Here is a 13443-nt window from a genome sequence, read left to right on the forward strand (position 1 = left end):
CAGGACAAATGAATACAAGCGCCGGCACGAAATCGCCGGGGCGTATAACGCTATAATTCCTGCCCCGAAACGCTGCCTTCCCCTGAGTGTCCACACCCCGGTATTTGCTCTCCCTTCCTGCCTTGCCCAAGCCAGGCAACCGCATCGATCTGCCGCTGCTGGCCGGTTCCGCCGATGCCCTGGCGTTGGCTGAAATCGCCACGCGCCACCCCGGCAAGCTGCTCGCCGTTGTCACCGCCAGTGCCGCCGATGCCCAACGGCTGCTCGACGAAATTCCGTGGTTTGGCCCGGCCCTGCGCGTGCGGCTGCTGCCGGACTGGGAAACGCTGCCCTACGACCACTTCTCGCCGCATCAGGACCTCGTCTCCGAACGGCTGGCCACCTTGTGGGCCGCCACCCAGGGCGAACTCGACATCCTGCTCGTGCCGGCCTCGACGGCTGTTTACCGGATCGCACCGCCCGCCTTCCTGGCCGCCTATACCTTTGCCTTCAAGAAGGGGCAGAAACTCGATGCCGAAAAATTCCGCAGTCAGGTCACGCTGGCCGGCTACGCCCACGTCACGCAGGTCGTTTCGCCCGGCGAATACTCGATTCGTGGCGGGCTGATCGACCTCTTCCCGATGGGCTCGCAACTGCCCTACCGGCTCGACCTCTTCGACGACGAAATCGAGAGCATCAAGACCTTCGACGTCGACACCCAGCGCACCGTCTATCCGGTACCCGAAGTCCGCCTGCTACCGGCCCGCGAATTTCCGATGGACGACAAGGGCCGTACCCATTTCCGCCAGTGTTTCCGTGAACGCTTCGAGGGCGACCCGGCCAAATCCGGCATCTACAAGGATATTTCGACGGGCATCGCGAGCGCCGGCATCGAGTACTACCTGCCGCTATTCTTCGACGAAACGGCAAGCGTCTTCGACTATCTGCCCAAGGATGCCGTCTTCGTCACCCACGGCGACGCGCCGGCCGCCATCGCCGCCTTCTGGAACGACACCCGCTCGCGCTACAACCTGCTGCAGGGCGACAAGGCCCGGCCGCTGCTGCCGCCCAATGAACTGTTCCTGTCCGATGAGGCCTTCTTCACGGCCGCCAAATCCTACGGTCGACTGGCCATTGAGGGCAAAAACGGAGAAGTCGCCAGCAAGCTGCCCAACGTTGCCGTCGATAGACGCAGCGAGGACCCGCTCGGCGCCCTGAAAAACCACCTGGCCAGTTTCACGGGCCGCGTGCTGCTCCTCGCCGAAACCGCCGGTCGCCGCGAAACGCTGACCGCCATGTTTGCCGAACATGGTCTGAAACCCGAAGCCTGTGCCGATCTGCCGACATTCCTGAGCGGCAAGGCGCAACTTGCCCTCGGCATCGGTCCCTTGCAGGCCGGCTTTGCCCTGGAAAATCTGGCTTTCATCACCGAGACCGAACTGTTCGCCGGCACGCCCCGCCGCACCCGGCGCGAAGCGGCAAAGAAAGCGACCTTCGACAACTGGCTCAAGGATCTCACCGAACTGAAAGTCGGCGACCCGGTCGTCCATGAAAGCCACGGCATTGGCCGCTACCAGGGCTTGGTCCGCATGGACCTCGGCCTCGGCGAACAGGAATTTCTTGAACTGCACTACGCCAACGAGGCCAAGCTGTTCGTTCCGGTCGCCCAGTTGCACGTTATTTCCCGATACTCCGGCGCCGACCCGGAAAGTGCGCCGCTGCACACCCTTGGCTCCGGCCAGTGGGAAAAAGCCAAGCGCAAGGCGGCCGAACAGGCGCACGATACCGCCGCCGAACTACTTGCCCTCTATGCCGCCCGTGCTGCCCGCCAAGGTCACGCTTTCGCTTTCAAGGAAACCGATTACGAGGCATTCGCCGACGGTTTCGGCTTCGAGGAAACCAATGATCAGGCGACCGCCATCGCTGCCGTCATCGATGACATGCGTTCCGGTAAACCTATGGATCGCCTGGTTTGCGGCGACGTCGGCTTTGGCAAGACCGAAGTTGCTTTGCGTGCTGCCTTCTGTGCGGTCGCCGGTGGCAAGCAGGTCGCCGTGCTCTGTCCGACCACCCTGCTCTGCGAACAGCATCACCAGACCTTCACCGACCGCTTCGCCGACTGGCCGATCAAAATTGCCGAAATCTCCCGCTTCAAGACCGCCAAGGAATCGGCACAAGCCTTGCAGGAACTGGCCGAAGGCAAGATCGACATCATCATCGGCACCCACAAGCTGATCGGCAAGGACGTCAAATTCAACCGTCTCGGGCTCGTCGTCATCGACGAGGAACACCGTTTCGGCGTGCGCCAGAAAGAGACCCTGAAGTCGATGCGCGCCGAGGTCGATGTCCTGACCCTGACCGCAACCCCCATTCCGCGCACGCTGGCGATGTCGATGGAAGGCTTGCGCGATTTCTCGGTGATCGCCACCGCGCCGCAAAAGCGCTTGGCCATCAAAACCTTCGTCAGCAACCTCTCCGACGGCATCATCCGTGAAGCGGTCCTGCGTGAATTGAAGCGCGGCGGCCAGGTGTACTTCCTGCACAACGAAGTCGACACCATCGCCAACATGCAGGAAAAACTGGCCAAGCTGGTGCCCGAAGCGCGCATCGTGATCGGTCACGGCCAGATGAACGAGCGCGAACTGGAGCGCGTCATGCGCGACTTCACCGGTCAGCGGGCCAATGTATTGCTGTGCACGACGATCATCGAAACCGGCATCGACAACCCGCACGCCAACACCATCCTGATCAACCGCGCCGAGAAATTCGGCCTTGCCCAGTTGCACCAACTGCGCGGCCGGGTCGGCCGTTCGCACCACCAGGCCTACGCCTACCTGCTCGTCCAGGACGACAAGGCGCTGACCAAGCAGGCCAGAATGCGTCTTGAAGCCATTCAGGCCATGGAGGAACTCGGCTCGGGCTTCTTCCTCGCCATGCACGATCTGGAAATCCGGGGCGCCGGCGAAGTGCTTGGCGACAATCAGTCGGGCGAAATGCAGGAAGTCGGCTTCAACATGTACACCGACATGCTCAACCGCGCCGTTGCCGCCCTGAAACAAGGCAAGCATCTGGAAGCCACTGACCTGACCCAGCCGATCGGCATCGGCACCGAGATCAACCTGCGGACCCCAGCCCTGCTGCCCGATGCCTACTGCCCCGACGTTCACGAACGCCTGACCCTATACAAGCGCCTGGCCAACGGTGAAACCACCGAGGAAATCGATACGCTGCAGGAAGAATTGATCGACCGCTTCGGCGAATTGCCAATCCAGGCGCAATCGCTGCTCGCCACGCACCGCCTGCGTTTGCTGGTCAAACCGCTGTGCATCCAGAAGCTCGATGCCACCAACGACCAGATCACCCTGCAGTTCAGCCCGGAGTTCGCCAGGCTGGCGCCTATAGAACCGATCAAGATAATCAATTTGATTCAGAAAGACCGCAGCTATAAGCTGGCGGGACAGGATAAAATTTCCCTTTTACGCCACTGCCCGACCTTGAACGACAAGGTTGTCGCAGTCAAAGACATGATTCGCCAGCTGAGCAACTGACATGACCACACACCACATCGAGAACATCAACGTCACCGCCTTCGACGAAATGCCGACGCCGGAAGAAATCCATGCCCGCCTGCCACTTTCCGAGAAAGCCGCCAAGACGGTCACCCATGGTCGCCATCTGCTGCGCAACATCCTCGATCGCAAGGACCACCGCATGTTCGTCGTGGTCGGCCCCTGCTCGATCCACGACCCGGTGGCCGGTCTCGACTACGCCCGCCGCCTGAAAAAGCTGTCCGAAGAAGTCGGCGACACCCTGCAACTGATCATGCGCGTCTATTTCGAAAAACCGCGCACCACCGTCGGCTGGAAGGGTTACATCAACGACCCGTTCATGGACGACAGCTTCCGCATCGACATCGGCATGGCCAAAGCCCGCGAATTCCTGCTCCAGGTTGCCGAAATCGGCATGCCGACAGGCACCGAGGCGCTCGACCCGAACGCGCCGCAATACTACGGCGACCTCATCACGTGGACCGCTATTGGTGCCCGCACCACCGAATCACAGACCCACCGCGAGATGTCTTCCGGCCTGTCCACCCCGGTCGGCTTCAAGAACGGCACCAGCGGCGACCTCAGCGTTGCTGTCAACGCCATCCTCTCCGCTTCCAAGCCGCACTCCTTCCTCGGTCTGACCAACCAGGGCCGTGTTGCCGTCGTCCGCACCAAGGGCAACGGCTACGGCCACATCGTGCTACGTGGCGGCGATGGCCGCCCGAACTACGATACCGTTTCCGTCGCCATGGTCGAGCAAGCGCTGGACAAGGCCAAGCTACCGCACAACATCGTCGTCGACTGCTCGCACGCCAACAGCTTCAAGAAGCCCGAGCTGCAACCGCTGGTCATGGCCGACATCGTCAATCAGGTCCGACTCGGCAACAAGTCACTGGTCGGCGTGATGATCGAGTCCAACATCGAAGCCGGCAATCAGTCGATTCCAGCTGACCTCAGCCAGCTCAAGTATGGCTGCTCCGTGACCGACGGCTGTGTTGATTGGGCCACCACCGAAAAGATGATCCGCGACGCCGCCATCCTGCTCCGCGATGTGCTGCCGGAACGGCTGTCTTAAGAAGTACAGAGCCTGAACATACGCATGAATGCACATCCGGAACAACAGATCGCGTGTCATCCATCCGTTCGTCGGTGGATTTTCCTGCGCGCCGTGCTGATTGGCTTGCTGGTGGGCGCTTGGTGGATTTTCTTTGCCCCCGATTCGCTGATGGAGCATTCCCTCAAAATCACGCTCGGCATTGTTGCCGGGCTGGTAGCAACAGGAAGCTACCTGTTCAACTTGCGAAAAACGCTCTATCCGCAAGAAACGAACACCCCGGTTGCCGAGGATCGATGAAACAGCCGAAGGGTTTTCCGCGGTATAACCTGGCGAAAGCGCGTCCCGTTTCCCGACAATTTCCAACATGAATCTCATCATCCAGGGCGGCGCCCTCCCTACTTTCCTGCTTGAACGCATTGTTGCCGCCACCGGGGCGTCGACCGTGGAACCCCGACCGCCACAGGTTGTTTGCCTGGCAGATGCGACGCGGACGACGGATTTCGATACTTTGATTCCGTTGATCGAGGCGGAAAAACTGGACTGGGCATTTGTCGAGAAGGGAAAGAAGCTTTCCGACTATGGACTGATCTGCTTCGACATGGATTCGACGCTGATCACTATCGAATGCATCGATGAACTGGCTGACTTCGCCGGCAAGAAAGCGGAGGTTTCAGCCGTCACTGAAGCCGCCATGCGCGGCGATATCGACTACCGGGAAAGCCTGCGCCGGCGCCTGGCTCTGCTTGCCGGGCTCGATGCCCGCGTCCTGGCCCGTGTTTTTGGCGAACGCCTCCTGCTCTCACCGGGAGCCCGCGAACTGCTCGAAGCCTGCCAGAACGCCAGCCTGCGTACGGCTATCCTGTCTGGTGGTTTCACCTACTTCACCGAGCGACTGCGAATCGAACTGGGTTTTGATTTCGCCACGTCGAATGAACTGGAAATATCCGGTGGAAAGCTCACAGGACGGGTGGTTGGTGACATCGTCGATGCCTCAGCCAAGGCTCATCACCTCGCTCGCCTGACTGACGAACTGGGGCTGAAAAAGGAACAGGTCATTGCCTGCGGCGATGGTGCCAACGATCTTCTGATGATGGCCCAGGCAGGACTGTCGGTGGCGTTTCATGCCAAGCCGGCAACGCGCGCCAAGGCTGATGTGGCGATCAATTTTGGCGGTCTCGACGCACTGCTCAAGCTGTTCGACGACGAATAAGCGTCTAGATTTCCGGACACCACACTTCGGGTGGCGCCAGCTTTTCGTAGGCGGCATTGGCTGACAGGTATACCTCACCGGTCAACGTGCTCCATAACAAGGACCTCATCAGCCTGTCCTGAACCGGGCCTTTGACCTCGGCCAGATGCAACTTGATGCCGCGCTCGGCAAGATCCTGGTTGAGTTCGCCGAATACCTCTACCGCAGTAGTGTCGAGCAGATTCACGCCGCTCATCACCAGCACCAGGTCGTGCGCATCGGCCACCCGTTCCAGCTCCTGGTTCAGACGCTGCTCAACAGCGCCCAGGTTGCCAAAGAACAGGCGCTCGTCAATGCGGACAAAAAGTACACCAGGCAGCGTCTCGACCTCGTAGCGCGCAACGTTGCGAAAATGCTCGGTGCCGGGCACCCGCCCGACGACAGCGATATGAGGAACGCTGGTGCGAAACAACAAGGTCGCCATCGACAGCACGATCCCCATGCCGATCCCTGCCTCCAAACCAAAGAGCAGTACGCCACCAGCAGTACAAAGCAAAGCCAGCGCATCGGCCCGGTCGTAAGACCAGGCGAGGAGATACGCCCGCACGTCGATCATCGAAATTGCGGCCATCATGATGCTGGCCGCCAGCACGGCCAGAGGAAGGCGCTCGAACCACTGTGCCGCACCAGCAACCACGCCGATCATGGCCAGTGCCGACAGAATGCTGGCCAGTGGCGTCTGGGCCCCCGCCGCGACATTGATGGCCGAACGTGACAGGCCGCCGCCGACCGGCATGCCACCGTAGAATCCCGCCACGACGTTGGCTGCTCCGAGACCAACCAGTTCGGCGTTCGGATCGATCCGCTCGCGCCGCTTGATGGCCAGCGCCTGGGCCATGGTGATGCTCTGCACCATGCCGATCAGCATCATCACGAAAGCGGGCAGCAACAGGCGATGCACGGTATCGAGCTCGGGAACGAAAAAGGTGAAGCCCGGCAGGCCGGCCACCACCGGGCCAACGACGGCTACCCCCTGGCCTCGATCAAGATCGAACTCGATGACTGCCAGCGTGCCGGCGATAACCACGACGAGCGGCATCAGGCGGACGATAAAATCAGCCCGCATCTTGCCCAGACCGGCCCTGACTAGCCAGCCAGCAAGGGCCAGACGAACGAAGGCAAGAATGCCGAAGGCGAACAACCCGATGGCCAACGTCGGAAGATGCGCCAGCGGCAGCTTTATAAGTAGATCAAGCAGTAGTTCCCCACTGCTCGACCCATGTGGCACAACACCGGTCAGGTATTTCAGCTGACTGATTATAATCAGCACGGCGGACCCCGAGATAAAGCCGCTGATCACTGGGCGACTTAGCAATTGCGACAGAAACCCCAAGCGCAGCGCACCGCAGGCCAGCAGCATCAGGCCGGAAAGGAGTGATAACACTGCCGCCAACATGATGTAGAGGGACGAGCCAGGCGGCGCAATCGGACTCAACACAGAGTAGGTCATGATCGCGGTGATGGCCACCGGCCCGACGGCCTGCACCATGCTGCTACCGAACAGCGCGTAGGCAATCACCGGAAAGATGCTGACATATAACCCGAGCTGCGGCGGCAAACCAGCCAGCAGTGCGTAAGCCAGGCTCTGAGGAATGACAAGGATGGTAACGATGAGACCGGCAACGACGTCGGCTCCCAGCTTGTCCTTTGGGTAATGCGCCAGCCAACCGGGGATCAGCTTAGCCATGCCGATTCAGGCTTTCTTGACCAATTGCCGGGCGAAGGCTGCATCGTTCTTGGTAACGCGCGGCACAACCTGCGGCCCTTGTCCGTTTACAAAGCGGACAAACTCGTCAAGCGCCAGGGGTTCGGAAACGTCCTTCTCGGCACCATCAACCCGCTCTCGCAAAACGAAAAGACTGCTGCTGGTAATCACCATCACGTAATGCCGGCCTGCGCTGCGTTGATTCAGGCGCGCAACGGCAGCAGTGGCACGAGTCGAGCGCATTCTGGCTACTTGTACTTCTTGAAAACAGCCTTGGCATCAAGATGAGCCCGATCCAGCGTACAGATCGATTCATCGTCGTCATGGCCGGTAAAGAAATCGTCGGCCTGGGCAAGCATCACCATTTCGATCGCGGCGTCATCCGCGATGTCGTATTTTTCAGTGATGAGTGTCGTTACTTCGTCAAGATGTTCTTCGTAGGTCATGGTTGATCGTATTTCATGGAAACATAAAGCGCCTCCACCTTGGCCCGCGCCCATGGGGTTCGGCGCAGAAACTTCAGGCTGGAGGCAATACTTGGATCTTGGGTAAAGCAGCGTATGTCGATTTGCTGCCCCAGTGACTCCCAGCCGTAACAGGCCACCAGTTCGGTAACGATATTTTCGAGAGTGACACCATGCAGCGGATTGTTTGGTTGATCGTTCATGAGTTTACCGGTGCAGCAATCAACAAAAAACTACCAGGATGGTTTTTGGCGTAAAGACTGCGCTCGACCAGGCAATCACTATCGCCCATTTCGTAATCCCGGCATAGCCCAGGCCGCCGCTCGTAGATCGTGCAGCGCATGGTGTCCCGATCCAGCGCGGCACACCAGCCATCATCGAGGCGACGCATCACTTCACCACCCCAGTCATCCATTTTTGTCAATCGCCGGGGTGCGTCGTCGTCACCCATCAGGATCACCTCAAGCCGGCAGCAGCATGCCTGACACCCTTCACAGGTGACCTCTTGGGGGGCCGCGGAAATAATTACGCGACCTCGTCGATCCAGGCCTGCTGGATCGCTTCGAGAATCTTTTCGCCACAGTGCTTGGGGTCATCGTTGAAACCGGGCAAGGCCATTACCCAATCGCGCAAATCGACAAAATTGATCTTCAGTGGGTCGGTATCAGGATGGATTTCGCTCAACTCGATGGCGATATCGTTGATGTCGGTCCATTTCATTTGCGATGTCCTTCCTTGGCCATGTTGATGCTGTATTTCGGAATTTCGACCGTTATTGGCGTTGACCGTACAATCGCCTGGCAGCCAAGGCGGGAATTCGGTTCCAGTCCCCAAGCCTTGTCGAGGAGATCCTCTTCGATATCTTCGGCTGGCTCAAGCGAATTGAAGCCCTCGCGGACAATGACATGGCAGGTCGTACAGGCGCACGACATTTCGCAGGCATGATCGAGTTCGATCTCATTGGCCAGCAGATTCTCGCAGATCGACTTGCCCTCTTCCGCCTCAATGACTGCGCCATCCGGGCACAGCTCAAGATGCGGCAGGACGATTAATTGCGTCATGCGTCTTCTCCCATTTTGATGTCATCCACGTTGCGGCCGGCCAGCACCTTCTTGATGCTTTGGTCCATGCGGCGATGAGCAAAGGCTTGCGTTTCGAAACCAAGGTCGTCCATGGCGATATTGATCAGCCGGCGATTCTCGCCTGCGATGGTTTCGCGTAGCTTGGCGATGGTAGCGACAATTTTGGCGGTTTCAGCCTCGTTCAACAGATGCGGATCTTCCATCATCGCTGCTTCGGTAGCCTCGATCATACGCTGTGCCTCGACCTGCGCCTCCTTAAGGGCACGGCTCATTGCATCGTCCTTGGCGTGCTCCATCGAATCTTTGAGCATGCCGGCAATCTCGTCATCCGACAGGCCATAGGATGGCTTGACGGTAACACTGGACTCGATACCGGTTGTCTGCTCGCGGGCAGCCACTGACAGCAATCCATCAGCATCAACCTGGAAAGTAACGCGAATGCGGGCCGCACCTGCCACCATTGGCGGAATGCCGCGCAGTTCGAAACGCGCCAACGAACGACAGTCACTGACCAACTCGCGCTCACCTTGCACGACATGGATCGCCATCGCCGTCTGGCCATCCTTGAAAGTCGTGAATTCCTGAGCCCGTGCCGTCGGAATCGTCGAGTTACGCGGAATCACCTTTTCGGTCAGCCCACCCATGGTTTCCAGGCCGAGCGACAGCGGAATGACATCGAGCAGCAGCCAGTCATCCTTGCCGGTCTTGTTGCCGACCAGCAGGTTGGCCTGAGTCGCCGCGCCAAGAGCAACGACCTTGTCCGGATCAAGATTGGTCAGTGGATCCTGGCGGAAGAAATCGCCCACAGCCTTCTGGACCTGCGGCATGCGCGTCGAGCCACCAACCATGACCACACCCTTGATGTCTTCAACGCGCAAGCCGGCATCACGAAGCGCCTTCTTGACCGGCTGCAGGGTCTTCGAGATCAGCGTCTGGGCAATCGCCGCGAAAGTTGGCACATCAAGCTTAATATCGACCATTTCACCGGAGGTCAGGCGAACCGTGATCTGCGCTTCCGGGTTATTGGTCAGATATTCCTTGGCCTCGCGGCAGCGCATCATCAAATGACGGCCATCCTCCGGCGACAAAGGTTGCAGTTTGGCCTGTTCAATGACCCAGCAGAAGATGCGGTGGTCGAAATCGTCACCACCGAGCGCCGAATCACCGCCAGTAGACATGACTTCGAAAACGCCCTTGGTGAGCTTGAGAATGGAAATGTCGAAAGTGCCGCCACCGAGGTCATAGACGGCATATACACCTTCGGAAGCGTTATCAAGTCCATAGGCAATGGCTGCAGCCGTCGGTTCATTGAGCAGACGTAGCACATTGAGGCCAGCCAGACGCGCCGCATCCTTGGTGGCCTGACGCTGCGCATCGTCAAAGTAGGCTGGGACGGTAATCACCGCACCGACCAGATCGCCACCAAGCGCCATTTCCGCGCGTTGCTTGAGGCTTTTGAGGACTTCAGCCGAGACTTCAACCGGGCTCTTGATGCCCGCAATGGTCTTAACCTTGACCATGCCAGGCGCTTCGACGAAGTCGTAAGGCATCGACTCGACGTGGGCAATATCCTTCAGTCCGCGCCCCATGAAGCGTTTTACCGAAACGATGGTGTTGTGCGGATCGATGGCCTGCTTGGTCTGGGCGTCGTAACCGACTTCAGTGCTGTTATCGGCATGATAACGAACCACTGAAGGCAGTAAAGGACGCCCCTGCTCATCATTCAGGCAGACGGCCATGCCGCTACGAACCGTGGCAACCAGAGAATTGGTCGTACCTAGATCGATACCGATGGCGAGCTTGTGCTCATGGGGGGCGGCCGACTCACCAGGCTCGGCAATTTGAAACAGGGCCATTTTTATTCTTCCAGCGACGCCAGCGCGTCGTCGATTTCGTACAGTAATTTTTCCAGAAACATCAGACGACGGACACGATCCGTGGCCAATGCATGCTCGCCCCGATCGAACAGTTCGCCGAGCTCTTCATAACGAGCGTTGATGTCGCCGCGCAGACGGTTATGCAGACGCTCCAGTTCGTGATGGTCGCCGCCGTCGCGAGCCTCCATTACCGCCTCGCGCCATTCCATTTGCTCCATCAGAAAATCGGTGGGCATGGCGGTATTGTTCTCCGCCTGAATGTCGTGGCCAGCCAGATGAAGCATGTATTTGGCCCGCTCCAGCGGCTTTTTCAACGTCTGATAGGCCTCGTTGGCATGAGTGGCCCACTGCATGGAGAGCCTGCGTTCAGCATCGCCGGCGTTTGCAAATCTATCCGGATGAACCTGAGCCTGAATATCGCGATAACGGGAATCGAGGTCGGACATATCGAGCCGGAAGCCCGGATTCAACCCAAACAGGGAGAAATGGTCGGCTCGGAAATCCATCAGACGTTAAACGATTCGCCGCAACCGCACTGATCCTTGACGTTCGGATTATTGAACTTGAAACCTTCGTTCAAGCCCTCGCGAGCAAAGTCCAGTTCCATTCCATCCAGGTAAGGCAGGCTCTTGGCGTCGACAATGACCTTGACGCCATTATGTTCAAACACCATGTCATCGGGATTCACCTCGTCGACAAATTCGAGCTTGTACGCCATGCCGGAACAGCCACTGGTCCGCACGCCAAGGCGCAGGCCGATGCCTTTTCCGCGCTTTGCGAGGAAGTTGGCGACGTGTGTTGCCGCCTTATCGCTCAAGGTGACGCCCATGCTTATTCTCCGTGCTTTTTCTTGTAATCGGCCACAGCTGCCTTGATGGCATCCTCAGCCAGAATAGAACAGTGAATTTTAACCGGCGGCAAGGCCAATTCTTCGGCAATTTCCGTATTTTTGATCGACAGAGCCTGATCGACAGTCTTGCCCTTGACCCACTCGGTGACCAAAGAAGACGAAGCAATGGCCGAACCACAACCGTAAGTCTTGAACTTGGCATCCTCAATGACGCCCGCCTTGTTCACCTTGATCTGCAGTTTCATGACGTCACCGCAGGCTGGCGCACCAACCATGCCAGTACCTACGTCATCATCTTCTTTGCCGAAGGAACCAACATTACGTGGATTCTCATAATGATCAATAACTTTAATGCTGTAGCTCATGCTGTTTCTCCTTGAGATTCTTTAGTGTGCAGCCCACTGAACGGTGCTCAGATCAATGCCGTCCTTGAACATTTCCCACAACGGAGAAAGCTCGCGTAATTTACCAACTTTCGCATGCAACAATTTGATTGCATAGTCAATTTCTTCCTCTGTCGTAAATCGACCAATGCTGAAGCGGATGGAGCTATGCGCCAGTTCATCATCACGCCCCAGCGCTCGCAATACGTAGGACGGCTCCAGGCTGGCAGAGGTACAGGCCGAACCTGAAGACACTGCCAGATCCTTGATTGCCATGATCATCGACTCACCTTCGACGTAAGCGAAGCTGATATTTAGATTGTGTGCAACCCGATGCGTCAGGTCGCCATTGACAAAGGTTTCTTCAATATCCTGCAAGCCTTTCAGGAGCTTGTCGCGCAGTGCGCCTATACGTTTGTTCTCTTCGGCCATTTCCTCACGAGCCAGGCGGAAACTCTCGCCCATACCGACGATCTGGTGCGTCGGCAGTGTGCCAGAGCGGAAGCCACGCTCATGACCACCACCATGCATTTGTGCCTCAAGACGAATACGCGGTTTGCGGCGTACATACAGCGCGCCGATGCCTTTCGGGCCATAAGTCTTGTGAGCACAGAAACTCATCAGATCGACCTTGAGCTTGCTCAGGTCAATATCGACCTTGCCTGTGGCTTGGGCAGCATCAACGTGGAAGATAACGCCCTTCTCACGGCAGATTTCGCCGAGTTCGGCGATCGGCTGAATAACGCCGACTTCGTTATTGACGTACATGACCGAAGCCAGCACGGTATCCGGACGGATAGCCGCCTTGAAGACCTCCAGGTCGAGCAGACCGTCTTCCTTGACATCGAGATAGGTCGCTTCGAATCCTTGGCGCTCCATTTCGCGGACAGTGTCGAGCACTGCCTTGTGCTCGGTCTTCACCGTGATGATGTGCTTACCTTTGGTACCGGCGTAGAAATTGGCAGCACCCTTGATGGCGAGATTGTTGGACTCGGTCGCACCGGAGGTCCAGACGATTTCCTTTGGATCGGCATTGACCAATGCAGCCACCTGCTCACGAGCCTCTTCGACCGCCGCATCGGCAACCCAGCCAAAGCTGTGCGAACGTGATGCAGGATTGCCAAAATGCTCACACAGATAGGGAATCATTTTTTCGGCAACACGCGGGTCCACCGGGGTAGTGGCAGAGTAATCCAGGTAAATAGGGAGTTTCATCGTCATTCTCGCTAAGTCGGGTTGTTCAGACATC

Annotated in this window: 16 protein-coding genes; 4 read left to right on the forward strand and 12 right to left on the reverse strand. The window is 58.1% G+C overall.

Annotation, left to right across the window (positions count from 1 at the left end; genetic code table 11):
- Positions 1 to 86 precede the first annotated feature (86 nt).
- The 4 genes from mfd to serB all read left to right on the forward strand — a co-directional run bounded on the left by mfd (position 87) and on the right by serB (position 5794).
- Positions 87 to 3527 (forward strand): transcription-repair coupling factor, encoded by a 3441-nt coding sequence (gene mfd / locus AC07TV_RS14770; RefSeq protein WP_494649131.1) that lies wholly within the window; start codon positions 87 to 89, stop codon positions 3525 to 3527.
- Between the two features lies 1 nt (position 3528).
- Positions 3529 to 4602, forward strand: coding sequence for a 3-deoxy-7-phosphoheptulonate synthase (locus AC07TV_RS14775; RefSeq protein ID WP_494649132.1), 1074 nt, complete (start codon positions 3529 to 3531; stop codon positions 4600 to 4602).
- A gap of 24 nt (positions 4603 to 4626) precedes the next feature.
- Positions 4627 to 4881, forward strand: a complete 255-nt coding sequence (locus AC07TV_RS14780; RefSeq protein ID WP_494649133.1) for a hypothetical protein — start codon at positions 4627 to 4629, stop codon at positions 4879 to 4881.
- Positions 4882 to 4948: 67 nt separating this feature from the next.
- Positions 4949 to 5794, forward strand: a complete 846-nt coding sequence (serB, locus tag AC07TV_RS14785; protein WP_494649134.1) for a phosphoserine phosphatase SerB — start codon at positions 4949 to 4951, stop codon at positions 5792 to 5794.
- Positions 5795 to 5798: 4 nt separating this feature from the next.
- Here serB and AC07TV_RS14790 read toward each other — a convergent pair whose 3' ends face one another.
- The 12 genes from AC07TV_RS14790 to AC07TV_RS14845 are packed head-to-tail and all read right to left on the reverse strand — an operon-like array spanning position 5799 to position 13409.
- Positions 5799 to 7520, reverse strand: coding sequence for a SulP family inorganic anion transporter (locus AC07TV_RS14790; protein WP_494649135.1), 1722 nt, complete (start codon positions 7518 to 7520; stop codon positions 5799 to 5801).
- Between the two features lie 6 nt (positions 7521 to 7526).
- Positions 7527 to 7781 (reverse strand): hypothetical protein, encoded by a 255-nt coding sequence (locus AC07TV_RS14795; protein WP_494649136.1) that lies wholly within the window; start codon positions 7779 to 7781, stop codon positions 7527 to 7529.
- 5 nt (positions 7782 to 7786) lie between these two features.
- On the reverse strand, positions 7787 to 7984 hold the full coding sequence (locus AC07TV_RS14800; RefSeq protein WP_494649137.1) for a hypothetical protein: 198 nt from the start codon (positions 7982 to 7984) through the stop codon (positions 7787 to 7789).
- Positions 7981 to 8205 carry a VF530 family protein gene (locus AC07TV_RS14805; RefSeq protein WP_494649138.1) on the reverse strand — a complete coding sequence of 75 codons (225 nt, stop codon included), beginning with the start codon at positions 8203 to 8205 and terminating at the stop codon, positions 7981 to 7983. The genes AC07TV_RS14800 and AC07TV_RS14805 overlap by 4 nt, the downstream gene beginning before the upstream one ends.
- Positions 8202 to 8585: a YkgJ family cysteine cluster protein gene (locus AC07TV_RS14810; RefSeq protein WP_494649221.1), complete on the reverse strand. Its 384-nt coding sequence runs from the start codon at positions 8583 to 8585 to the stop codon at positions 8202 to 8204. Before AC07TV_RS14810 ends, AC07TV_RS14805 begins: the two co-directional genes overlap by 4 nt.
- Entirely contained in the window at positions 8528 to 8722 is a 195-nt protein-coding gene (iscX, locus tag AC07TV_RS14815; RefSeq protein ID WP_494649139.1) for a Fe-S cluster assembly protein IscX, read from the reverse strand. Before iscX ends, AC07TV_RS14810 begins: the two co-directional genes overlap by 58 nt.
- Positions 8719 to 9063: an ISC system 2Fe-2S type ferredoxin gene (fdx, locus tag AC07TV_RS14820; protein ID WP_494649140.1), complete on the reverse strand. Its 345-nt coding sequence runs from the start codon at positions 9061 to 9063 to the stop codon at positions 8719 to 8721. Before fdx ends, iscX begins: the two co-directional genes overlap by 4 nt.
- Complete coding sequence (gene hscA / locus AC07TV_RS14825; RefSeq protein WP_494649141.1) at positions 9060 to 10940, reverse strand: Fe-S protein assembly chaperone HscA; 1881 nt, start codon at positions 10938 to 10940, stop codon at positions 9060 to 9062. The genes fdx and hscA overlap by 4 nt, the downstream gene beginning before the upstream one ends.
- Positions 10941 to 10942: 2 nt before the next feature.
- A complete protein-coding gene (hscB, locus tag AC07TV_RS14830; RefSeq protein WP_494649142.1) occupies positions 10943 to 11467 on the reverse strand; it encodes a Fe-S protein assembly co-chaperone HscB in 525 nt (174 codons plus the stop codon).
- On the reverse strand, positions 11467 to 11790 hold the full coding sequence (gene iscA / locus AC07TV_RS14835; protein ID WP_226405457.1) for an iron-sulfur cluster assembly protein IscA: 324 nt from the start codon (positions 11788 to 11790) through the stop codon (positions 11467 to 11469). Before iscA ends, hscB begins: the two co-directional genes overlap by 1 nt.
- 2 nt (positions 11791 to 11792) lie before the next feature.
- The gene (iscU, locus tag AC07TV_RS14840) at positions 11793 to 12176 is read right to left on the reverse strand and encodes a Fe-S cluster assembly scaffold IscU (RefSeq protein WP_226405456.1); all 384 of its coding nucleotides are present in this window, start codon (positions 12174 to 12176) and stop codon (positions 11793 to 11795) included.
- A gap of 21 nt (positions 12177 to 12197) precedes the next feature.
- Positions 12198 to 13409, reverse strand: a complete 1212-nt coding sequence (locus AC07TV_RS14845; RefSeq protein ID WP_494649143.1) for an IscS subfamily cysteine desulfurase — start codon at positions 13407 to 13409, stop codon at positions 12198 to 12200.
- Positions 13410 to 13443: the final 34 nt, after the last annotated feature.

The sequence above is a fragment of the Azonexus sp. GW821-FHT04F04 genome (assembly GCF_059420025.1).